This window comes from Enterobacter bugandensis (genome assembly GCF_900324475.1).
GTDB classification, from domain to species: domain Bacteria; phylum Pseudomonadota; class Gammaproteobacteria; order Enterobacterales; family Enterobacteriaceae; genus Enterobacter; species Enterobacter bugandensis.
Window position 1 is genome coordinate 3,760,128 of record NZ_LT992502.1, and the last position, 23,733, is coordinate 3,783,860.

Genomic DNA, 23,733 nt, shown 5'->3' on the forward strand with positions numbered 1-23,733 from the left:
TTAAGCCAAATTTACAACAGAAGAACCAAAGCCTTCTGTATCGGTTGTGTGTTGGAACCAGGCGAGGGTGCTGTGCAGCTGCACCACCTCTCCCACCACGATCAGGGCAGGCATCGGGGCGTCTTTCGCCAGGGTTGCAAGGTCTTGTAATGTGCCGATAGCGACATGCTGATCGACACGCGTACCGCGAGAAATGACGGCAACGGGCGTCGTCGCCTCACGACCGTGCTGAATAAGCTGTTCGCTGATGTCCGCCGCCTTCATCGTGCCCATGTATATCGCCAGCGTTTGTCGGCTCTGGGCGAGGTGCGACCAGTCGAACGGCGTGCTGTCGGCCTTGTAGTGCCCGGTCACAAAAGTGACGCTCTGGGCGTAATCGCGATGGGTCAGCGGAATGCCGGCGTAGGCCGTCACGGCTGACGCCGCCGTGATGCCGGGCACCACCTGGAACGGCACGCCAGCTTCGGCTGCCGCCTGCAGTTCTTCACCGCCGCGACCGAAAATGAACGGGTCGCCCCCTTTCAGGCGCACCACGGTTTTGCCCGCTTTCGCGGCGTCAATCAGCATCTGGTTGGTATCGTGCTGCGGCACGGAGTGTTCCCCCGCCCGTTTGCCGACGCAGATTTGCTCCGCATCGCGACGGATCAGCTCGCGCACACCGTCGGTGACCAGATGGTCGTAGAACACCACGTCCGCATCCTGCAGCACCTGCAGGCCGCGCAGCGTCAGCAAACCGGCATCCCCCGGCCCGGCTCCCACCAGAATAATTTCCCCGCCCGTACTGCCGGGGTTATCCAGTTCGTCTTCGAGAATTTTCTGCGCCGCCGTCTCATTGCCCGCCTGCATCAGGCTGGCAAAGCGGCCGCGAAATACGCGCTCCCAGAAGCGACGGCGTTCCGTCACGCTGGTCAGGCGGTTTTTTAAATGGTTGCGCCAGTAGCTGGCTTTCTCCGCCATGCGCCCGAGGCTGGTCGGCAGCAGCGCTTCGATCTTTTCCCGCAGCACGCGCGCCAGCACCGGCGCGGTGCCGCCGGAGGAGATCGCCACCAGCAGCGGCGAGCGGTCAACGATCGACGGGAAGATAAACGAGCATAAAGGCTGGTCGTCCACCACGTTCACCAGACGGTAACGGGCCTGAGCCGCGTCGGAGATCCGCCGGTTCAGTTCCCGATTTTCAGTCGCCGCAATCACCAGCACCACGCTGTCGATCTGTGACTCGTCGAAATCCGCCTCTTCAACAACCCGCACCTGTGCCCCTGCGCGCTGCAAAAACGCGATTTTGCGATCGGCAATTTCTCCCGTGCCGACAACCAGTACCGGTCGGTCTTTTAAGGCGGCAAAAAGGGGCAGATAGTCCACAGGCAACAACTCACTAACAACGAGGAATAGAGGGACTATAGGGGGCGGCTTAGATCGAATGAAATTACGAATTGGAATGAGTAGTTACTCAATGGAATAACGCAGTGAAAAAGCAAATACCAAAAAATGCTTAACACGCGAAATTTCGGGCATTTAAGAGCAATTCAAATTGTGTATGGACGATCACAGTTTCATACTATGCACGTTATTATTTTGCTCTGTTTTTAAGGACTCACTATGTTTTCCGCAACGCGCCACCGTATTGCTGCCCTGGCGCTCGGCGTTTGCTTTATCCTTCCGGCTCAGGCAAAAAATCAACCTTATGGTGAAATCGCCACTATGCAGGCGCGACATATTGCGACGGTTTTCCCTGGCCGCATGACCGGTTCACCCGCGGAGATGCTCTCCGCCGACTATATTCGCCAGCAGTTTGCACAGATGGGCTACCAGAGTGACATACGCTCGTTTCACAGCCGCTACATCTATACCTCACGCAATAAAACGCAAAACTGGCATAACGTGACCGGCAGCACGGTGATTGCGGCGCATGAGGGGAAAGCGGCTGAGCAGATTATTATCATGGCGCACCTGGATACCTATGCGCCAATGAGCGACGCCGATATTGATAATAACCTCGGGGGACTGACGCTGCAGGGCATGGACGATAACGCAGCGGGTCTCGGCGTGATGCTTGAACTGGCTGAACGCCTTAAAAATATTCCGACGAAATACGGTATTCGCTTTGTGGCGACCAGCGGCGAAGAAGAAGGAAAACTCGGCGCTGAGAATCTCCTTAAACGGATGAGCGCTGAGGAGAAGAAAAATACGCTGCTGGTGATTAACCTCGATAACCTGATCGTGGGCGATAAGCTCTATTTTAATAGTGGACAGAGCACGCCGAGCAGCGTGCGTAAACTCACCCGCGACCGCGCGCTGGCGCTTGCCCGTACGCATGGCGTCTATGCTGCAACAAACCCAGGCGGTAACCCGGATTACCCAAAAGGCACTGGCTGTTGTAACGACGGGGAAGTGTTTGATAAAGCAGGCATTCCGGTGCTGTACGTCGAGGCGACGAATTGGGCGCTGGGCAAAAAGGATGGCTATCAGCAGCGCGCTAAATCGAAAGCGTTCCCGGACGGGACCAGCTGGCATGACGTGCGGCTGGATAATCAGCAGCACATTGATAAAACGCTGCCGCAGCGGATTGAGCACCGCAGCCGGGACGTGGTGAAAGTGATGCTGCCGCTGGTGAAGGAGCTGGCGAAAGCGGGCAAAGCCTGAGGTTTTTAAGTATAGCGGGGCCTGATGCCCTCACCCCAACCCTCTCCCACAGGGAGAGGGAGGATAAAGGATCACCCTTCGTGCAGCCCGCACTCGCGCTTCAGCCCAAAGAATCGCGTCTCTTCTTCAGCCATTCCCGGCTCCCATTTGCGCGTGGTGTGGGTGTCGCCCACGGACAGGTAGCCCTGATCCCATAGCGGATGGTACTTGAGCCCGTGTTTTTGCAGGTACTGATACACCGTGCGGTTATCCCAGTCGATAATCGGCAGCACTTTGAACACGCCGCGCTGTACCGCCAGTACCGGTAAGGTTGCGCGGCTCCCGGACTGCTCGCGGCGCAGGCCGGCAAACCACGTCTGGGCGTTCAGCTCTTTCAGCGCCCGGTTCATCGGCTCAACTTTGTTGATCTCATTGTATTTCTCAATGCCCTCAACGCCCTGCTCCCACAGCTTGCCGTAGCGCGCCTCCTGCCAGGCCGCGCTTTCCGTTGCGCGGTAGACTTTAAGGTTCAGCCTGAGCTTATCCGTCAGTTCGTCGATAAACTGGTAGGTTTCCGGGAACAGGTAGCCGGTATCGGTGAGGATCACCGGTATGTCCGGACGGATCTGATTCACCAGATGCAAACTGACCGCCGCCTGAATACCAAAGCTTGATGAGAGCACATACTCTCCCGGCAGGTTTTCCAGCGCCCACGCTACGCGCCCTTCGGCGTCCAGCTTTTCAAGGTGAGCGTTAGTTTCTGCCAGGGCCAGAATGCGTTCGACTTTTGGCAGGTCATTAAGGGCGTTTAGATCGAGTACGGACATAATTACCTCTCGTGGTTACTCCCAGAAATCCCTGGCGGGATCGAGCACCGGGCGAATGATGCCCGCACGCACCGTAAAGTCGCCAAAGCCTTCACCCGCTTCGCGCTCTTTTGCCCAGCGCCCGACAAGCACGTCGAGGGAATCGAGAATTTCCGGCTCGGTGATGTTCTCGCGGAACATACGCGGGATACGCGTGCCGATACGGTTACCGCCCAGGTGCAGGTTATAGCGGCCCGGCGCTTTCCCCACCAGACCGAGCTCGGCCAGCATCGCGCGACCGCAGCCGTTCGGGCAGCCCGTCACGCGCATAACAATATGCTCGTCCGGAATACCGTGTTTTTCCAGAATCGCTTCCACTTTGTCCGTAAATGACGGCAGGAAACGCTCGGCTTCGGCCATCGCCAGCGGACAGGTCGGGAACGACACGCAGGCCATCGAGTTTTCACGCTGCGGTTTGACCGCATCCATCAACCCGTGATCGCGCGCCAGCTTCTCGATCTTCGCCTTCTGGCTCTCCGGCACGCCGGCAATGATGAGATTCTGGTTAGCGGTAATGCGGAACTCGCCCTTATGGATCTTCGCAATTTCCAGCAGACCGGTTTTCAACGGACGCCCCGGATAATCCAGAATACGGCCGTTTTCGATAAACAGCGTCAGGTGCCATTTATTGTCGATGCCTTTCACCCAGCCGATGCGATCGCCGCGACCGGTGAATTCGTAAGGGCGGATCGGCTCAAATTTGATCCCCGCGCGACGCTCCACTTCCGCTTTGAACGTTTCAACGCCCACGCGCTCCAGAGTGTACTTGGTTTTCGCGTTTTTACGGTCGGTACGGTTGCCCCAGTCGCGCTGGGTGGTCACTACCGCTTCCGCCACGGCCAGCGTATGCTCCAGCGGCAGGAAGCCGAACTCGCTCGCGGTGCGGGCGTAGGTTTTCTTATTACCGTGCTCAATAGACAGGCCGCCGCCCACCAGCAGGTTAAAGCCAATCAGCTTGCCGTTCTCGGCAATCGCCACGAAGTTCATGTCGTTGGCGTGCAGATCGATGTCGTTCTGCGGCGGGATCACCACCGTGGTTTTGAACTTACGCGGCAGGTAGGTCTGACCGAGGATCGGCTCTTCGTCGGTGGTCGCGACTTTTTCCTGATCGAGCCAGATCTCCGCATAGGCGCGGGTACGCGGCAGCAGGTGCTCGGAAATTTTCTTCGCCCACTCATACGCTTCGGCATGCAGCTCGGACTCATACGGGTTCGAGGTGCAGAGCACGTTACGGTTCATGTCGTTGGCGGTCGCCAGCGCGTCCAGACCCACGGAGTGGAGCATCTGGTGCACCGGCTTCACGTTCTTCTTCAGAATCCCGTGGAACTGGAAGGTCTGACGGTTGGTCAGGCGGATGCTGCCATAAATCGTGTTTTCACCCGCAAATTTGTCGATCGCCTGCCACTGTTTGGTGGTGATCACTCCACCCGGCAGGCGGCAGCGCAGCAGCATCGCGTGGCGCGGCTCCAGCTTCTGTTCTGCGCGCTCGGCGCGGATATCGCGGTCGTCCTGCTGATACATGCCGTGGAAACGGATCAGCAGGAAGTTGTCGCCTTTGAAACCGCCGGTCAGGCCGTCATTCAGATCTTCAGCAATGGTGCCGCGCAGATAGTTGCTTTCCAGCTTCATGCGCTCGGCGTCTGTCAGTTTACCTTCGACCACCAGTGGCCCTGGATGTTTTTCGCTCATTAGTAGACATCTCGCTGATAACGGCGCTCAACGCGCAGCTCACTTAAAAATTCATCCGCCGCTTCGGCATCCATACCGCCGAATTCGGCAATCACTTCCAGCAGTGCCTGCTCAACGTCTTTCGCCATGCGATTGGCGTCGCCGCAGACATAAATGTGGGCACCGTCATTGATCCAGCGCCACAGCTCTGCGCCCTGTTCGCGCAGTTTGTCTTGTACGTATACTTTTTCTTTCTGATCGCGGGACCAGGCCAGATCGATGCGGGTCAGTACGCCCTCTTTGACGTAGCGCTGCCACTCAACCTGGTAGAGGAAATCTTCGGTAAAGTGCGGGTTGCCGAAGAACAGCCAGTTTTTACCCGGCGCGTCGTCCGCGGCACGCTGCTGCATAAAGGCGCGGAACGGCGCGATGCCGGTGCCCGGGCCAATCATGATCACCGGGGTCTCCGGGTTCGCCGGCAGGCGGAAGTTGTCGTTGTGCTCGATAAAGACGCGCACCTCGCCCTCTTCTTCCACGCGGTCCGCCAGGAAGCTTGATGCCCCACCCGCGCGGGCGCGGCCTTCGATGTCGTAGCGCACCACGCCGACGGTAACGTGAACTTCGCTTTCCACTTCCGCCTGGGAAGAGGCGATAGAGTACAGGCGTGGGGTCAGCGGACGCAGCAGACCGATCAGCGCATCGGCATCCAGCTGTGCCGGCGAGAAACGCACCATATCGACAATCGGCGTCGTCGCGGCGTAATGCTGCAGCTTCGCTTTGTCGCCCACCAGCGGCAGCAGGGATTCGCTGCGCGTTAGGGTGGCATAATTCTCGACGATATTCGGAGTGTTCACCGTCAGCTCGAAATGCCACTGCAGCGCCTCTGAAAGTGGCTGGGTTTTGCCGTCAACGGTGACGGGCTCGTCACCCTTCAGCCACAGCAGTTCCACCAGCTCTTTCACCAGCGCCGGATCGTTCTGATACCAGACGCCCAGCGCATCGCCAGGCTGATAGCGCAGGCCGGAGTCGCCAAGATCGATTTCAATATGGCGCACGTCTTTTTCCGAGTCGCGGCCCGTAATTTTCTGGTTCACCGACAGGCTCGCCGTCAGCGGCGACTCTTTGGTGTACGGGCTGGTGTGGATCTCATTGACGGTGCCCGCAGCGGTCACCGCGGCCTGCGCTGGCGTCTCTTTCGGGACGCGGGCTTTCAACACCTCAACGATGCGCGCACGCCATTCAGCGGCGGCAGTCTGGTATTCCACATCCGCGTCCACGCGGTCCAGCAGGCGCTCCGCGCCCAGCTCCGCCAGCTTGCTGTCGAAGTCTTTACCGGACTGGCAGAAGAATTCATAGGAGGTATCGCCCAGGCCAAAGACGGCAAACGCCGTGCCGTTCAGCTTCGGCGCTTTTTTCGAGAACAGGAACTTATGCAGCGCCACCGCTTCTTCAGCGGGTTCACCTTCACCCTGGGTCGAGGCGACCATCACCAGCAGTTTTTCTGACGCGATTTGTTTGAATTTATAATCCCCGGCGTTGACCAGGTTCACGTTCAGTTTGGCGGCCAGCAGATCATCACGCAGCGCTTCGGCCACGCGGCGGGCGTTGCCCGTCTGCGAGGCGCTAATCAGCGTAATAACAGGAATTTCCACGGCCGTTGCCGGTGCGCCAGCCACCGCGCCAGGCTGCTGGTTGAGCATTCCCCAGAAATAACCGGAGACCCAGGCAAGCTGAGTGGGAGAAAAATCAGAGGTGGCAGCCTGAAGGCGCGCCAGTTGCTCCGGGTTAAGGGGAAGCAAATTTGAAGGTGGGGCCTGTGTTGTCATGCGTCGTTATGTTCCAGTAGCCAAGCGGACTTTAAGCGAATAAATCCAAACTGAAGATAAGGTTAACGGCGTGGATAATAACAATTAAAGAAGGGATGGAAATAATAAATAACCAAATGGACTAACCTGTTTTAGTTATCGTTCTTAGCGATAAAAACGATTGAATAACCATTTGAAATAAAAGAATAAAAACCAATAATCACCCTGAATACCGGGCGTTCACCGTTCAGAGCCGTTTTAGTTAATGCTAAAAATTGTGCTTTCCGGTACTATGCGGCGGTTTTTTCCGCATTACTGAGAGCGATCATGTCCACCACACTGTTTAAAGATTTCACCTTCGAAGCCGCCCACCACCTTCCGCACGTTCCTGCAGGACATAAATGCGGCCGCCTGCACGGGCATTCGTTTATGGTGCGTCTTGAGATCACCGGTGAAGTTGATCCGTATACCGGTTGGATCATGGACTTTGCCGAGCTGAAGGCCGCGTTTAAGCCGACCTACGATCGTCTGGATCACTACTATCTCAACGATATTCCGGGTCTGGAAAACCCGACCAGCGAAGTGCTGGCAAAATGGATCTGGGATCAGATGAAGCCGCTGGTACCGCTGCTGAGCGCGGTGATGATCAAAGAAACCTGCACGGCAGGCTGCGTGTATCGCGGAGAGTAAAAAAAGCCCGGCAAAACCGGGCTTTTTTCTAGGCAATATTCAGATACTTGTGCGTCTGCATCGACAGGCGCCAGTTGCGCGCAATGCAGGTTTCAATGCACAGGCGCGTCGCATCCTCTTTCTGGCTGATCGGCTGCAGGGCGATTACCCGCTGCTTCTCATCCGTCAGCGTCGCCAGCAGTTCATCCAGCGCTTCGATATCACGTACGCGTCCTACCGGATGCTTAATTTCATCCGCGCGCTCCAGCGCCTGAGACAGCACGTCATACCCGCCACGCATATTCACTTTTGGCGATACCGTCACCCAGGTGGTGTGCGAGCAGCGCACTTCATGGGTGCCGCTGGTCTCAATCTGGCAGCTGTAGCCGTTCTTTTCGAGCAGCTCGGTCAGCGGCGTCAGATCGTGAATGCAGGGTTCGCCGCCGGTGATGACGACGTGGCGAGCCGTCCAGCCCTGGCGACCAATTATGGCCAGCAGGTCTTCTGCACTGCCCGCGCCCCACTTATCACTCTCTTTGGTTTTCGCCAGAATGCTAAACAGCGACACTTCCCGATCTGCGAGCTTATCCCACGTATGTTTGGTATCACACCAGGCACAGCCAACCGGGCATCCCTGTAAACGAATAAAGATAGCGGGAACGCCGGTAAAGTAACCCTCGCCTTGCAGGGTCTGGAACATCTCGTTAATCGGGTACTGCATAGTCATCTCAGTAAAGGGGATAAACGATAAGTATCGCAGATCCCCGTCGGATGGTCATGCTCCATCGGTGCTTTGCGCGCTAATCGCCGCCATAAAGCGCGCGGTAATTTGCTGTGGGCGGGTGATCGCCCCGCCGACAACGACCGTATGCGCGCCCAGCGCCAGACACCGGGCAGCGCGCTCGGGCGTATCCACGTTGCCTTCGGCAACCACGGGGACCGTCACGGCCGCCAGCACCGCTTTCAGGAACGCACAGTCATTCTCCGGAAGCGTATGGCCTGCCGTTTCCGCCGTATAGCCGTACAGCGTGGTACCGACGCAGTCAAAGCCAAGCGTATGCGCCGTCACGGCTTCGTCTACGGTGGAAATATCTGCCATCAGCAGTACCGAGGGGTAACGTGAGCGGATGGCCGTGACCAGTGTTTCCAGGGATTCACCGCCAGGACGTTCCCGCGCCGTCGCATCAAGGGCAATGATTTCCGGAGAGACGGCCATGAGCTCATCCACCTCTTTCATCGTAGCGGTGATAAATACTTCGCTCCCTGGATAGTCCCGTTTGATGATGCCGATAACCGGTAAAGACACCTGCTGCTTAATGGCCTCGATATCCACCACGCTGTTGGCGCGAATGGCGAAGGCTCCACCCTGTGCCGCCGCCAGCGCCATTCGCGACATGATAAACGGGCTGTGCAGCGGTTCGTTTTCCAGCGCCTGACAGGAGACGACCAGTTTTCCCTTCAGGTTATCCAGTACATTTTTCATTACGATAAGATCTCTTCCACTTCGTTTTTGATAATCGTGACGTGCGGGCCATAAATGACCTGTACACCGTTACCGCGCACGATAACGCCGCGCGCGCCGGTGGCTTTCAGCGCCGCGTCATTCACTTTGCTGCCGTCTTTGACCGTCACGCGAAGCCGCGTGGCGCAGCAGTCCACCTCTTCCAGATTGTCTTTTCCGCCTAACCCGGCGATCACCGCCGCAGCGCGCTCGCTTTGCGGCAGGCTGACGTCATCAACCATCGCCTCCTTTTCACGGCCCGGCGTGGCGAAATCAAAGCGGTTAATCAGGTAGCGGAAGGTGAAGTAGTAGAGGAAGAACCACGGCACGCCGACCAGCGGAACGAACATCCAGTTGGTTTTGGCCTCCCCCTGCAATATGCCGAACAGCACGAAGTCAATAAAACCGCCGGAGAAGGTCTGCCCGATGGTGATGTGCAGCATGTGCGCGAGCATAAACGCCAGCCCGTCAAACAGCGCGTGAATGACGTAGAGCACCGGGGCAATGAACAGGAAGGAGAACTCGATGGGCTCGGTAATTCCCGTCAGGAATGAGGTTAACGCCGCGGAGAGCAGCAGCCCGGCAACGCGCTTTTTGTTCTCCGGTTTCGCCGTGTGATACATCGCCAGGCAGGCACCAAGCAGGCCAAACATCATCGTGATAAAGCGCCCGGACATGAAGCGTGACGTGCCTTCATAGAAATGCTGCGTGTTCGGGTCGGCGAGCTGAGCGAAGAAGATCCGCTGCGTGCCCTCAACCAGGTGGCCGTTGACGATCTCGCTGCCGCCGAGCGCGGTGGTCCAGAACGGCAGATAGAAGATGTGGTGCAGACCAAACGGGCCAAGCATGCGCAAAATAAAGCCGTACAGCAGCGTGCCAAGATAACCGGTGGCATCCACCAGCCCGCCCAGACCAAAAATAAGCTTCTGGAAATGCGGCCAGACCACGGTCATGATCGCGCCAACGAGTATTGCCGCCAGCGAGCTGATAATCGGGACAAAGCGCGAGCCACCAAAAAAGCCCAGGAACTGCGGAAGCGCTATCTTGTTAAACCGATGATGCAGCACGCAGGTCACGAGACCAATCACCACGCCGCCAAACACCCCGGTTTCCAGCGTCTGAATACCCAGCGTCATGCCCTGCCCTACAGCGCCCGGGTTCTCGTGCGCCAGTTTGCCGGTGAGGATCAGCAGCGCGTTGATGGTGGCATTCATCACCAGAAACGCGAGTAGCGCTGCCAGCCCCGCCGTGCCCTTATCGTTTTTTGCCAGCCCGACGGCCACCCCAACCGCAAACAGCACCGAGAGGTTCGCAAACACAATCGAACCCGCACTGCTCATGATGGTGAAAATGGCCTGCAGCCAGCTCACATCTAAAAACGGATAGGCCGCCAGCGTATTAGGGTTCGATAACGCCCCGCCGATACCGAGCAGCAGACCCGCCGCGGGCAATACGGCGATAGGCAACATAAAGGATTTGCCAAAGCGCTGCGCTTTTTCAAACCATCCACCCGACGAAGCGCCACTGAATATTTGCATCATTTTTTCATCCCCCCATTAAAAGATGAAAATTTTTACCACATAAATATTTTATAGTGAAAATTATCATCACAAACCAGGAGGCCGATCATACTTTTTTAAAATGACTGGCATCTTTCCCCCCCTTTCCGCCACACTAGTCGCAGTGAAACACATTAAGGACGTGGCATGTCGGACCATGAAAACCTGCTGCTGAAGCTCCGCCAGGAGGCTTCCGGGTACAGCCCAACGCAACAAAAACTCGGTGAGTTTGTCCTCAGCGACCCTGCCCGGGTGCTCTACCTGACCATCACCGAACTGGCGCGAGAGAGCCACACCAGCGAGGCCAGCGTGACGCGTCTTTGCCGGACGCTGGGGTGCAAGGGGTATAACGAATTCAAAATGGCGCTGGCGCTGGATATTCAGCAGGGTCAGCCCGCGCGTCAGGCGGGGGATGAGATTGACAGCGTGGTGGATGAATCGGTGCAGGCTCTGCAGGATACCGCGAGACTCCTCGACCGCGCGCTGCTTGAAAAAGCCGCACTGGCGCTGCATCAGGCGCAGTCCGTGCAGATTTATGGCGTCGCGGCCAGCGCAATCCTCGGGGAGTATCTGCATTACAAGTTATTAAGGCTGGGTAAATCCGCACAGCTGTTTAGCGATATGCACCGCGCAGCCATGAATGCGACCACGCTTTCGGCAGAGACGCTGGTGGTGGCGATCTCCAGTTCCGGTTCAACGCGAGATTTACTTCACGTGGTGAAACTTGCCCGCAAGCGCGGGGTGAAGGTTCTGGCGCTCAGCAACACGCCCCGCAGCCCGCTGGCGTCTCTTAGCGATATGCTGCTGGTGGCCGCCAAGCCAGAAGGCCCTCTTAGCGCGGGCGCGCTCAATGCCAAAGTTGGGGTGATGCTGCTGGTCGAATTACTTACGACATCCATGATTGCGCTGGATGGTCATTACGCTGACGTCAGCCAGCAAACGGCCAGCGCCACGCTTCCTCTTCTGCTCTGAAAACCCTTCGCAGGCTAAATAAAATAGCCTGCGTTTTATTTTGCTCAATTTTACTTAAGCAGGGCTCAATTCATTTATATGATAAATGTTTGGTGTAACAAATTATTTTGTTTATTACAGTTTGAATTATTTCCATCGCGCCACCCAAGAGACAAAAACAGATTAAAATCATTAAGTTAAAATAAAAACATGAATAAATTGAATTTTTCCGCCTTCTGCAATGTCCAATATTTTCACCTAATTTCCTTTCCTTAAAATAAGCTTAAGACGCTGTCGGTCCCGGCGTTTTATTATTTAAACGCCGTTTACTTTTGCGCGCCTACAATCCGCCTCATCAATCATAATGAGACGGTAATAATGAAGATGTTATTAATTACAGGCGTGACCGGGTTTCTGGGCGGTGCAGTACTTGAAAAAATCCTGACCAGCGATCAATCCGTAAAACTCCTTTTGCTTGCCCGTGCCGGCGATCCGCAAAGCGGGCTGGCGCGCGTGCAGGAGAACATGCGTAAGTTCAACATTTCTGAGGAGAAACTGGCCTCCCTGAGCGTGGATAATATCCTCATCGGCGACCTTAGCCAGCCGGAAGCCTTTCTGAACGATCCCCGTCTGGACCAGGTTACGCATGTCGTTAACTGCGCGGCAGTTGCGTCATTTGGCAATAACCCGCTGATCTGGAAGGTGAACGTAGAGGGTACGCTAGCGCTGGCGCGCCGCATGGAGCAGGTCGCAGGGCTGCAGCGTTTCCTGCATGTAGGCACCGCAATGTCATGCACGCCGGAGCAGGATTCGCTGGTCGCCGAAAGTGCGGAATTCAGAGAAAACGCTGAGCACCTGGTGGAATATACGTATTCGAAGTCAACCATCGAACAGCTGATGCGCCAGGAATGTCCTAACCTGCCGCTGCTCATCGCCCGTCCGTCCATCGTCGTCGGCCATACCCGCCACGGCTGCACGCCGTCGAGCAGTATCTTTTGGGTCTTCAGCATGGGCCTGATGCTGCAGAAGTTCATGTGCTCGATGGAAGACCGGATCGACGTTGTCCCGGTAGATTATTGCGCCGACGCAATGTTAATGCTGCTGAGCAGCAACGCGCGTCCGGGGGAAGTGGTACACATTTCAGCCGGGGAAGAGAACAGCGTTCGCTTTGCGGATATCGATCGGGCAATGGCGCAGGCGCTGGAGAAAGCGCCCGTTGGCGATAAGTACGCGCAGGTCAGCTACGAAACGCTGGTCAAAATGCGCCGTGAACTGAAAACCATTTTTGGTCCGTGCAACGAACGTCTGATGCTGAGAGCGATGCGCTTATACGGTGCCTTTGCCACGCTGAACGTGCGCTTCAGCAACGATAAGCTGCTAAGCATGGGGATGCCGAAGCCACCTCGTTTTACGGATTATATCGCCCGCTGCGTGCAAACCACCCGGGGACTGACCATTCCCGAGCAGATGGCGGTCGATTTTAAATAACCAAAAAAAAATGCCAGTCATTCGACTGGCATTTTCATGTTAAGGCTTAAGCAATTATGCCTGGCCTTTGATCTCTTTACGACCGTTATAAGGTGCTTTTTCACCCAGCGCTTCTTCGATACGAATCAGCTGGTTGTATTTAGCAACACGGTCAGAACGGCTCATAGAACCGGTTTTGATCTGGCCAGCAGCGGTACCAACAGCCAGGTCAGCAATGGTCGCGTCTTCAGTTTCGCCAGAACGGTGAGAGATAACAGCGGTGTAGCCAGCGTCTTTCGCCATTTTGATCGCAGCCAGCGTTTCGGTCAGAGAACCGATCTGGTTGAATTTGATCAGGATGGAGTTAACGATGCCTTTCTCGATGCCTTCTTTCAGGATCTTAGTGTTGGTTACGAACAGATCGTCACCAACCAGCTGGATTTTGTCGCCCAGTACTTTGGTCTGGTATGCGAAACCATCCCAGTCAGACTCGTCCAGACCGTCTTCGATAGAAACGATTGGGTACTGTTTGGTCAGGTCTTCCAGGAAGTGAGTGAACTCTTCGGAGGTGAACGCTTTGTTGCCTTCGCCAGCCAGAACGTATTTACCGTCTTTGTAGAATTCAGATGCTGCACAGTCCATCGCCAGGGTGATGTCTTTGCCCAGCTCGTAGCCTGCTGCTTTAACCGCTTCAGCGATAACAGCCAGTGCTTCTGCGTTAGAACCCAGGTTTGGCGCGTAGCCACCTTCGTCACCAACAGCAGTGTTCATACCTTTAGCTTTCAGAACTTTAGCCAGGTTGTGGAACACTTCAGAACCCATACGAACCGCTTCTTTCAGGGTTTTCGCGCCAACTGGCTGAATCATGAATTCCTGAATATCAACGTTGTTGTCTGCGTGCTCACCACCGTTGATGATGTTCATCATTGGTACAGGCATAGAGTATTTGCCTGGGGTGCCGTTCAGTTCAGCGATGTGCTCGAACAGTGGCATACCTTTAGCAGCGGCTGCTGCTTTGGCGTTCGCCAGGGAAACGGCCAGGATTGCGTTCGCACCGAAGTTAGATTTGTTTTCAGTACCGTCCAGATCGATCATGATCTTGTCGATGCCAGCCTGATCTTTGGCATCTTTGCCAACGATAGCCTGAGCAATAGGACCGTTAACAGCGCCAACCGCTTTCAGTACGCCTTTGCCCATGAAACGGGATTTGTCGCCATCACGCAGTTCCAGCGCTTCACGGGAACCCGTAGAAGCACCTGATGGAGCAGCTGCCATACCGACGAAACCACCTTCCAGATGAACTTCGGCTTCAACGGTCGGGTTACCACGGGAGTCGATGATTTCACGACCGATGACTTTAACGATTTTGGACATTAGATTTTCCTCAGTACAAGTTAAACTAAAACTCCAGACAAACAACGCGTACCGTTGGTACGCGTTGCCGTTCTAACTTTTTTACTTCGCCTGACGCTTCTGGTACTCGCTGGCGGCTTTCACGAAGCCTGCAAACAGCGGATGTCCATCACGCGGCGTTGAAGTAAATTCCGGGTGGAACTGGCAGGCAACAAACCACGGATGGTTTGGCACCTCGATGATCTCGACTAACTGATCGTCCCCGGAGCGACCCGCAACACGCAGGCCCGCGGCTTCAATTTGTTTCAACAACATATTGTTGACTTCATAGCGGTGACGATGGCGCTCGGTGATGACCGGCTCGCCGTACAGCTTGCGAACCACGCTATCGTCGGACAGCTGGCAGGCCTGTGCGCCAAGACGCATAGTGCCACCCAGATCGCTCTTCTCGGTACGGACTTCGACGTTACCGTCTTCGTCGCGCCATTCCGTAATCAGCGCCACGACAGGGTACTTACAGTCTGGCACAAATTCCGTAGAGTTCGCGTTTTCCATTCCCGCTACGTTGCGCGCAAATTCGATCAGCGCAACCTGCATACCCAGGCAGATGCCGAGGTATGGAATATTGTTTTCACGCGCATAGCGTGCAGTGGCGATCTTGCCTTCAACACCACGGTAGCCGAAGCCGCCAGGGATGAGGATAGCATCCAGATCTTTCAGAATTTCAACGCCACGTGTTTCAACATCCTGCGAATCAATCAGCTTGATGTTCACGGAGACGCGGTTCTTCAGACCACCGTGCTTCAGCGCTTCGATAACGGACTTATAGGCGTCCGGCAGTTCGATGTACTTGCCGACCATACCGATAGTCACTTCGCCTGCCGGGTTCGCTTCTTCATAAATAACCTGTTCCCATTCAGACAGGTTAGCTTCCGGACAGTTCAGGCTGAATCGTTTACAAATATAATCGTCCAGACCCTGTGATTTCAACAGGCCCGGGATTTTATAAATGGAATCGACATCTTTCATTGAAATAACGGCTTTTTCAGGCACGTTACAGAACAATGCAATTTTCGCACGTTCGTTCGCTGGAATGGCACGATCGGAACGGCAAACCAGGATGTCAGGCTGAATACCGATAGAGAGCAGTTCTTTAACGGAGTGCTGAGTCGGTTTGGTTTTCACTTCACCTGCCGCCGCCATGTAAGGCACCAGCGTCAGGTGCATGAACAGCGCGTGTTCACGACCAATGTCTACCGCCAGCTGACGAATCGCTTCGAGGAACGGCAGGGATTCGATATCACCCACGGTACCGCCGATTTCAACCAGCACAACGTCATGCCCTTCGCCACCGGCAAGGACACGCTCTTTGATGGCGTTAGTGATGTGTGGGATAACCTGCACGGTCGCGCCCAGGTAGTCACCGCGGCGCTCTTTACGCAGAACGTCAGAGTAGATGCGGCCAGTCGTAAAGTTGTTACGACGGGTCATTTTGGTACGAATGAAACGCTCGTAGTGGCCAAGATCCAGATCGGTTTCAGCGCCGTCTTCAGTAACGAACACTTCCCCGTGTTGGGTTGGGCTCATGGTGCCAGGATCGACGTTGATGTACGGATCCAGTTTCATCATGGTCACATTGAGGCCACGGGCTTCAAGAATGGCTGCGAGGGAGGCTGCGGCAATGCCTTTACCCAGAGAGGATACGACCCCGCCGGTCACAAAAATATAGTTCGTTGTCATGCTGAACCTGAGAAGTTAGGGTGAAACGATGGAATAACCAGGACGGGAAAGTAGTATACCCGAACACGGCGAGCGCCACAAACTTTCATTCTCCGTCTCCATTCCAGGCCATGACAAACATAAGGAGTGAGAAAATAGCCCCTTTTGGGTAAATGTTTTTGACGCAAATCAAGCGCTTGTCATTTAAAAAATCACACAAATTGCGCTTGATCGCAAAATTCCGTTAGAGATCAGATTCCTGGCGTTTTACTTCCTGCCAGACTTCTTCCATCGCGTCGAGGTCAATTCCGGTCATTTCCAGGCCGCGCGAGGCCACAATCCGCTCGACTTCACGAAAGCGTCGTTCGAATTTCAGGTTGGCTTTTTGCAGGGCGGTTTCCGCTTTTACCCCTAAATGGCGAGAAAGATTGACGGTGGCGAACAGCAGGTCGCCCATCTCTTCCTCCAGCTTTGCTTCATCGACCACCGCCTGCTGCGCTTCGTGCATCACTTCGTCGATCTCTTCATGCACTTTATCCAGCACGGGTCCCAGGGAATCCCAGTCAAATCCTACCGCCGAGCAGCGCTTTTGAATTTTGTGGGCGCGCATCAGCGCGGGCAGGCTCAGCGGGATGTCGTCCAGCGCAGAGTGTTGGGACTTTTCAGCGCGCTCGGCGCTTTTAATCTGCTCCCAGCGTGCCAGCACCTCTGCGCTGTTTCCTGCAGTGGCATCGCCAAAGATATGCGGATGGCGACGCTCCAGCTTATCGCTGATAGCGGCACAGATATCGTCAAAGTTAAAGCGCCCTTCCTCCTGTGCCATCTGGGCGTAGAACACTACCTGGAACAGCAGGTCGCCGAGTTCACCGCGCAGGTCGTCAAAATCTTCACGGGAAATGGCGTCCAGCACCTCATAGGTCTCTTCGAGGGTATAGGGTGCGATGGTCGCGAAAGTCTGCTCCTTGTCCCACGGGCAGCCGTTTTCCGGGTCGCGCAGGCGCTTCATGATGCCGAGCAGGCGGTCGATTTGAGTCATAGTTCTGTCCTGATGAAAAAATGCCGGGTGGCGGCGTTGCCTTACCCGGCCTACGGAAGAGGATGTTTAGCCGCCGTGCAGACGACGCGCGTCAATCACATCCGGCACCTGGTTCAGTTTGCCCAGCACGCGGCCGAGCACCTGCAGGTTGTAGATTTCGATGGTCATATCGATGGTGGCAAGCTGCTCGCGGGTATCGCTGCGGCTGGCAACGCCCAGCACGTTGACCTTCTCGTTGGCGAGAATGGTGGTGATGTCGCGCAGCAGCCCGCTGCGATCGTTGGCGGTGACGCGCACCACCAGCGAGTAACCGGCGGAGTAGCTCTCACCCCAGACCGCTTCCACGATACGCTCCGGCGCGTGGGACTGCAGTTCGGCAAGCTGGTCGCAGTCGGAGCGGTGGATCGAGATCCCGCGCCCCTGGGTGATAAAGCCGACGATATCGTCCCCCGGAATCGGCTGGCAGCAGCGGGCAATATGGTGCATCAGGTTGCCCACACCCTCGACCACCACGCGGCCGTTGTCTTTGCTGCGCTGCTGCGGGGCATAGGTTTTCTGCTGCAGCTGCTTCAGCGCTGCCGCGTCCTGCTCTTCCGCGCTAGGCTTGTTGAACTGCGCCTGCAGGAAGTTGACCATCTGATTCAGACGGATATCGCCGCCGCCAATCGCCGCCAGCAGCTCGTCCAGCTCGTTGAAGTTGTAGCGCGGCAGCAGGAATTTCTCTGCTTCTTTCAGGCTGATCCCGATATGCTCCAGCTCGTCGTCAAGGATCTGGCGACCGGCAAGAATGTTTTTGTCACGATCCTGCTTGCGGAACCAGGCGTGAATTTTGGAGCGCCCGCGGCTGGTGGTGACGTAACCGAGGTTCGGGTTAAGCCAGTCGCGGCTCGGGTTTGGCTGCTTCTGGGTAATGATTTCAATCTGGTCGCCCATCTGCAGCTGATAGGTAAACGGCACGATACGTCCGCCGATCTTCGCCCCGATGCAGCGGTGCCCCACGTCGCTGTGGATGTGGTAGGCAAAATCGAGCGGCGTGGAGCCAGCCGGCAGGTCGACAACGTCCCCTTTCGGGGTAAAGACGTAGACGCGGTCATCAAAGACCTGGCTGCGCACCTCGTCGAGCATTTCGCCGGAGTCGGCCATCTCCTCCTGCCACGCAATCAGCTTACGCAGCCAGGCAATGCGGTCTTCGTGGCCGGAGCGTGCCCCGCCAGAAGTGCCCTCTTTGTACTTCCAGTGCGCGGCTACGCCCAGCTCGGCGTCTTCGTGCATCTGTTTGGTGCGGATTTGAATCTCGACCGTTTTGCCGCCGGGGCCAAGCACCACGGTATGAATGGACTGGTAGCCGTTCGGTTTTGGGTTCGCGACATAGTCGTCAAATTCATCCGGCAGGTGGCGGAAGTGAGTATGTACTATCCCCAGCGCGGCGTAGCAGTCCTGCAGACGCTCCGCCACGATACGCACGGCGCGCACGTCAAACAGCTCGTCAAAGGCGAGGTGTTTCTTCTGCATTTTGCGCCAGATGCTGTAGATATGTTTTGGTCGACCGTAGACTTCGGCGCGGACGTTCTCTTCTTTCATGGCCTGACGCAGGCCGCTGACAAACTCGTCGATATAGTGCTCACGATCGATACGGCGCTCATGCAGGAGTTTAGCAATGCGCTTGTATTCTGCCGGATGCAGATAGCGGAAGCAGTAATCTTCCAGCTCCCATTTCAGCTGACCAATACCTAAGCGGTTCGCCAGCGGCGCATAGATGTTCGTACACTCTTTGGCGGCCAGCACGCGCTCGTCTTCCGGCGCATCTTTCACTTCACGCAGGTGGGCAATACGCTCGGCCAGCTTGATGACCACGCAGCGAAAATCATCCACCATGGCCAGCAGCATCCGGCGGACGTTATCAACCTGCTCAGAGGAGACGGAATCGGTATGCGCGGCTTTTAGCTGGCGAATGGCCGCCATATCGCGCACGCCGTGGATCAGCGCAACGACGGATTTGCCGACGCTGTCGCGCAGCACATCTTCGCTGACCACATCCGCATCCGCGAGGGGGAAGAGCAGCGCGGCCTGCAGCGTTTCGATGTCCATGTTCAGCATGGACAAGATTTCAACCATCTCCACGCCGCGCCATAAGAGCAGATCGGCATCCGGGTGTCCCTGCGTGGTGCGCAGACAGTAGGCCCAGGTTTCGGTTAAGCGTTCACACGACTGCTGGCTGGAAATTCCCAGACTTGCGATCCATTTTTGTGGGTCAAACTCCCCAGCTTTATTGAGATGTGCACTTCTTACCGCAACCATTGTCCTCTCCTTTAGGGACCAGGGCCTGTCGAAGTCGACAAGCCAAACAAATTAGATGTGCTCGAACAACGCCATCGATTCCAGATGTCCAGTGTGCGGGAACATGTCCAGCATTGCCAGACGCCGAATCTGGTAACCCGCGCTGATTAACGCCTCACTGTCACGGGCAAGCGTGGCCGGGTTACAGGAAACATAGACCACACGCCTGGGCGCGAGTTTAATAATATGCGCCATGACGCCTGGGGCACCTGCACGCGCCGGGTCGAGCAGGATTTTGTCGAAACCCTGCTTTGCCCACGGCTGTTGAGTGACATCTTCCTCAAGATTTTGATGAAAGAATGTCACATTTTGCAAGCCGTTCTGCTCTGCGTTTTCCTGGCCTTTGACCACCAGCGCCTCAACGCCTTCCACCCCGACCACGCTTGCCGCTCTGCGCGCCAGCGGCAGGGTAAAGTTACCCATGCCGCAGAACAGATCGAGCACACGGTCAGTGGGCTGTACGTCAAGCCATTCCAGGGCCTTCGCCACCATTTGCTGGTTTATGCCGTCGTTGACCTGGATAAAATCACGCGGACTGAACGTTAAGCGTAGCCCGTCTGACGAATACCAGGGAGCTTCGCCCGATACCTGTTCAAGTATCTCGCTTTGCGGCGCGAGGAAAAGCGCAAGCTCATGAGAATGCGAAAAGCGTTCCAGTTTTTCGCGATCTTTTTTCGACAGCGGCACGGTGTGGCGCAGCACCATCAGCGGGCCGTTGTTCGCCAGCACCAGTTCAACGTGGCCCAATGAACGCACCCCGTCGAGCGATGCAAGACAGCGGTGCACGTCCGGAAGTAACGCCTCAAGATGGGGCACCAAAATGGGGCACCGCTTCACGTCAACAATATCGCTGGAGGCCGCTTTGCGAAAACCCATCTCCAGCCGCTCCGTTTTGGGCTGATAGCTCAGGCTCAGGCGCGCGCGGCGGCGATAGCCCCAGGGCTCATCGGCGATAACCTCGTCAACTTCGTGTTTAAGGAGGCGCGCCAGCGCGCGGCTTTTACTTTTTTGCTGTAATTCTGTGCTCGCATGCTGTTGCTGGCAGCCTCCGCACACGCCAAAATGGGGACAGCGGGGCTCCACGCGCTCCGGGCTCGCGTTGAGGCGACGCTTCACCTGTCCACGCGAGTACTGACGCTTGTCTTCCGTCAGCGTAATTTCTGCTCGTTCTCCTGGCAGCAAACCTGTTATAAACAGAGTCTTACCGTTGTGACGAGCCACTCCCTGACCAAACGGATCAAGGTCCGTGGCTTCAACAGTAATGATTTGACGCGTCGTCACGCGTCGCTTTGCAGAGTAGAATTGCGCCATCGCCGAGATTTTTCTCACATAAACATAATTATCTTAATTGTCCCATAACGGAACGCCATGACCAACTACAGCCTGCGCGCGCGCATGATGATTTTGATCCTCGCCCCCACCGTTCTCATCGGTTTGCTGCTGAGTATCTTCTTTGTGGTGCACCGCTATAACGATTTGCAGCGACAGCTGGAGGACGCGGGCGCCAGCATTATCGAACCGCTTGCCGTCTCCAGCGAGTACGGCATGAACCTGCAAAACCGCGAATCCATTGGGCAATTAATCAGCGTGCTTCATCGTCGCCACTCGGATATCGTCCGTGCCATTTCCGTCTACGACGAACATAACCGCCTGTTTGTCACCTCAAACTTTCATCTCGATCCGGCGGCCCTGAAAATCCCGGACGGAACGCCCTTCCCGCGCCACCTCACAGTACTGCGGCGCGGCGATATCATGATCCTGCGCACGCCGATCGTGTCGGAAAGCTATTCACCCGATGAGTCTGCGCAATCCGATGCCAAATCCAGCAATAACATGCTGGGATATGTAGCGCTTGAGCTGGATCTCAAGTCGGTACGGCTGCAGCAGTACAAAGAAATTTTTATCTCCGGCGTGATGATGCTGTTCTGCATTGGTATCGCGCTGATCTTCGGCTGGCGTCTGATGCGCGACGTCACGGGCCCCATCCGCAACATGGTTAATACCGTTGACCGCATCCGCCGGGGACAGCTCGACAGCCGCGTGGAAGGTTTTATGCTGGGCGAGCTGGATATGCTGAAAAACGGCATTAACTCGATGGCGATGTCGCTGGCGGCCTATCACGAAGAGATGCAGCATAACGTTGACCAGGCCACCTCTGATCTGCGCGAAACGCTGGAGCAGATGGAGATCCAGAACGTTGAGCTGGATCTGGCGAAAAAGCGCGCTCAGGAAGCGGCGCGTATCAAGTCTGAGTTTCTGGCCAATATGTCGCACGAGCTGCGTACGCCGCTCAATGGCGTGATCGGCTTTACCCGCCTGACCCTGAAAAGCGAGCTCAACCCAACTCAGCGCGATCACCTGCACACCATTGAACGTTCGGCCAATAACCTGCTGGCGATCATTAACGACGTGCTGGACTTCTCCAAGCTGGAGGCCGGCAAACTGATTCTGGAGAGCATCCCGTTCCCGCTGCGCAGTACGCTCGATGAAGTGGTGACGCTGCTCGCGCACTCGTCGCACGACAAGGGCCTTGAGCTAACGCTCAATATTAAAAACGACGTGCCGGACAACGTTATTGGCGATCCGCTGCGCCTGCAGCAGGTCATTACCAATCTTGTCGGGAATGCCATTAAATTCACCGAAAGCGGCAATATCGACATCCTGGTAGAAAAACGCGCCATCAGTAATAACAAGGTGCAGATTGAGGTTCAAATCCGCGATACCGGTATCGGCATTCCGGAGCGGGATCAGTCGCGTCTGTTCCAGGCGTTCCGCCAGGCAGACGCCAGCATCTCCCGCCGCCATGGCGGTACCGGACTGGGGCTGGTGATCACGCAGAGACTGGTAAACGAGATGGGCGGCGATATCTCTTTCCACAGCCAGCCAAACCGCGGCTCAACCTTCTGGTTCCATATTAACCTCGACCTCAATCCGAACGTGCTGACCGACGGCCCGGTGACGGACTGTCTGAAAGGTAAGCGCCTGGCCTACGTCGAGCCTAACGCGGCAGCGGCGCAGTGCGCGCTGGATATCTTAAGCACCACGCCGCTGGAGGTGGTTTACAGTCCAACCTTCTCGGCCCTAGCCGTTGATCATTACGACATTTTGCTGATGGGGATCCCGGTGACCTTTACCGGCGAGCTGACCATGCAGCAGGAGCGGCTGGCGAAAGCCGCGTCGATGACCGACTATCTGCTGCTGGCGCTGCCCTGCCACGCCCAGCTTAATGCGGAAGAGTTGAAAAACGACGGTGCGGCCGCGTGCCTGCTTAAACCACTCACCGCGACCCGCCTGCTGCCCGCCCTCACGGAGTATTGCCGTCTTAGCCAGCACGCACTGCCGTTGATTAACGACGAGCAAAAACTGCCCATGAGCGTGATGGCGGTGGATGATAATCCGGCAAACCTGAAGCTAATCGGCGTATTGCTGGAAGACCAGGTTCAGCATGTTGAGCTGTGTACCAGCGGCGCCCAGGCGGTTGAACTGGCTAAACAGATGCAGTTCGATTTAATTCTGATGGATATTCAGATGCCGGGTATGGATGGCATTCGTGCCTGCGAGCTGATCCACCAGCTCCCGCATCAGCAGCAAACCCCGGTGATTGCGGTCACCGCGCATGCGATGGCCGGTCAGAAAGAGAAGCTGCTGAGCGCCGGGATGAATGATTACCTGGCGAAACCTATCGACGAAGAGAAGCTTCATAACCTGCTGTTACGCTATAAGCCGGGGCACATTGGCGGAACATATACGGTTTTCAGCGAGCCGGTTGAGGTAAGCGTTAATCAAAATGCGACCTTTGACTGGCAGCTGGCGCTGCGCCAGGCGGCAGGGAAACCCGATTTAGCGCGAGAGATGCTGCAAATGCTGGTCGCGTTTCTGCCGGAGATCCGTAATAAGGTTGAAGAACAGCTGGTGGGCGAGAACCCGGAAGAGCTGCTGGAAGCGATCCACAAGCTGCACGGCAGCTGCGGCTACAGCGGCGTACCGCGGCTGAAAAACCTCTGCCAACTGCTGGAGCAGCAGCTGCGCGCGGGTACGCCGGAATCGGAGCTTGAACCGGAGTTCCTGGAACTACTGGATGAGATGGATAACGTGACGCGGGAAGCGATGAAGGTGTTGGGGAGCTGAGGTAAAAGCCCGGTGGCGCTACGCTTACCGGGCCTACAGGTGCGCTAACGTAGGC

The 23,733-nt window shown here is 56.2% G+C and carries 17 protein-coding genes; 5 read left to right on the forward strand and 12 right to left on the reverse strand.

The window, feature by feature from the left end; all coding sequences use genetic code 11:
• A complete protein-coding gene (gene cysG, locus DG357_RS18155) occupies positions 1-1,350 on the reverse strand; it encodes a siroheme synthase CysG (RefSeq protein WP_162497086.1) in 1,350 nt (449 codons plus the stop codon).
• 246 nt (positions 1,351-1,596) lie between these two features.
• Here cysG and DG357_RS18160 point away from each other — a divergent pair, with 246 nt between their 5' ends.
• Positions 1,597-2,640, forward strand: a complete 1,044-nt coding sequence (locus DG357_RS18160; protein ID WP_028014245.1) for an aminopeptidase — start codon at positions 1,597-1,599, stop codon at positions 2,638-2,640.
• A gap of 71 nt (positions 2,641-2,711) precedes the next feature.
• On the opposite strand, the gene cysH is transcribed toward DG357_RS18160, so the two are convergent.
• From cysH to cysJ, 3 genes are read right to left on the reverse strand one after another with little or no spacing between them, the layout of a single operon-like run.
• Positions 2,712-3,446: a phosphoadenosine phosphosulfate reductase gene (cysH, locus tag DG357_RS18165; RefSeq protein ID WP_008499616.1), complete on the reverse strand. Its 735-nt coding sequence runs from the start codon at positions 3,444-3,446 to the stop codon at positions 2,712-2,714.
• 15 nt (positions 3,447-3,461) lie between these two features.
• Complete coding sequence (gene cysI, locus DG357_RS18170; RefSeq protein ID WP_088204207.1) at positions 3,462-5,174, reverse strand: assimilatory sulfite reductase (NADPH) hemoprotein subunit; 1,713 nt, start codon at positions 5,172-5,174, stop codon at positions 3,462-3,464.
• Positions 5,174-6,979, reverse strand: a complete 1,806-nt coding sequence (gene cysJ / locus DG357_RS18175; RefSeq protein WP_088204208.1) for an NADPH-dependent assimilatory sulfite reductase flavoprotein subunit — start codon at positions 6,977-6,979, stop codon at positions 5,174-5,176. The genes cysI and cysJ overlap by 1 nt, the downstream gene beginning before the upstream one ends.
• Positions 6,980-7,285: 306 nt before the next feature.
• Here cysJ and queD point away from each other — a divergent pair, with 306 nt between their 5' ends.
• On the forward strand, positions 7,286-7,648 hold the full coding sequence (queD, locus tag DG357_RS18180) for a 6-carboxytetrahydropterin synthase QueD (protein ID WP_088204209.1): 363 nt from the start codon (positions 7,286-7,288) through the stop codon (positions 7,646-7,648).
• A 28-nt stretch (positions 7,649-7,676) separates the two neighbouring features.
• Here queD and queE read toward each other — a convergent pair whose 3' ends face one another.
• The 3 genes from queE to DG357_RS18195 are packed head-to-tail and all read right to left on the reverse strand — an operon-like array spanning position 7,677 to position 10,669.
• Entirely contained in the window at positions 7,677-8,348 is a 672-nt protein-coding gene (gene queE, locus DG357_RS18185) for a 7-carboxy-7-deazaguanine synthase QueE (RefSeq protein ID WP_028014249.1), read from the reverse strand.
• Positions 8,349-8,402: 54 nt separating this feature from the next.
• Positions 8,403-9,110, reverse strand: a complete 708-nt coding sequence (locus DG357_RS18190) for an N-acetylmannosamine-6-phosphate 2-epimerase (RefSeq protein WP_088204210.1) — start codon at positions 9,108-9,110, stop codon at positions 8,403-8,405.
• Positions 9,110-10,669 (reverse strand): PTS transporter subunit EIIC, encoded by a 1,560-nt coding sequence (locus tag DG357_RS18195; protein ID WP_088204211.1) that lies wholly within the window; start codon positions 10,667-10,669, stop codon positions 9,110-9,112. Before DG357_RS18195 ends, DG357_RS18190 begins: the two co-directional genes overlap by 1 nt.
• Positions 10,670-10,834: 165 nt before the next feature.
• Here DG357_RS18195 and DG357_RS18200 point away from each other — a divergent pair, with 165 nt between their 5' ends.
• Both DG357_RS18200 and DG357_RS18205 read left to right on the forward strand, forming a co-directional pair.
• Positions 10,835-11,659 (forward strand): MurR/RpiR family transcriptional regulator, encoded by an 825-nt coding sequence (locus DG357_RS18200; RefSeq protein WP_028014252.1) that lies wholly within the window; start codon positions 10,835-10,837, stop codon positions 11,657-11,659.
• A gap of 357 nt (positions 11,660-12,016) precedes the next feature.
• Positions 12,017-13,126, forward strand: a complete 1,110-nt coding sequence (locus DG357_RS18205) for an SDR family oxidoreductase (RefSeq protein ID WP_041908416.1) — start codon at positions 12,017-12,019, stop codon at positions 13,124-13,126.
• Positions 13,127-13,180: 54 nt separating this feature from the next.
• Here DG357_RS18205 and eno read toward each other — a convergent pair whose 3' ends face one another.
• The 5 genes from eno to rlmD all read right to left on the reverse strand — a co-directional run bounded on the left by eno (position 13,181) and on the right by rlmD (position 20,861).
• On the reverse strand, positions 13,181-14,479 hold the full coding sequence (gene eno / locus DG357_RS18210; protein WP_006811784.1) for a phosphopyruvate hydratase: 1,299 nt from the start codon (positions 14,477-14,479) through the stop codon (positions 13,181-13,183).
• 81 nt (positions 14,480-14,560) lie between these two features.
• On the reverse strand, positions 14,561-16,198 hold the full coding sequence (gene pyrG / locus DG357_RS18215; protein ID WP_028014254.1) for a glutamine hydrolyzing CTP synthase: 1,638 nt from the start codon (positions 16,196-16,198) through the stop codon (positions 14,561-14,563).
• 223 nt (positions 16,199-16,421) lie between these two features.
• Positions 16,422-17,213: a nucleoside triphosphate pyrophosphohydrolase gene (mazG, locus tag DG357_RS18220; RefSeq protein WP_045261274.1), complete on the reverse strand. Its 792-nt coding sequence runs from the start codon at positions 17,211-17,213 to the stop codon at positions 16,422-16,424.
• Positions 17,214-17,279: 66 nt separating this feature from the next.
• On the reverse strand, positions 17,280-19,511 hold the full coding sequence (relA, locus tag DG357_RS18225; RefSeq protein ID WP_028014256.1) for a GTP diphosphokinase: 2,232 nt from the start codon (positions 19,509-19,511) through the stop codon (positions 17,280-17,282).
• Positions 19,512-19,562: 51 nt separating this feature from the next.
• Positions 19,563-20,861, reverse strand: a complete 1,299-nt coding sequence (rlmD, locus tag DG357_RS18230) for a 23S rRNA (uracil(1939)-C(5))-methyltransferase RlmD (protein ID WP_088204212.1) — start codon at positions 20,859-20,861, stop codon at positions 19,563-19,565.
• 57 nt (positions 20,862-20,918) lie between these two features.
• Between rlmD and barA the strand changes: the two genes are divergently transcribed.
• Positions 20,919-23,678, forward strand: a complete 2,760-nt coding sequence (gene barA / locus DG357_RS18235; protein ID WP_048998526.1) for a two-component sensor histidine kinase BarA — start codon at positions 20,919-20,921, stop codon at positions 23,676-23,678.
• Positions 23,679-23,733 lie beyond the last annotated feature (55 nt).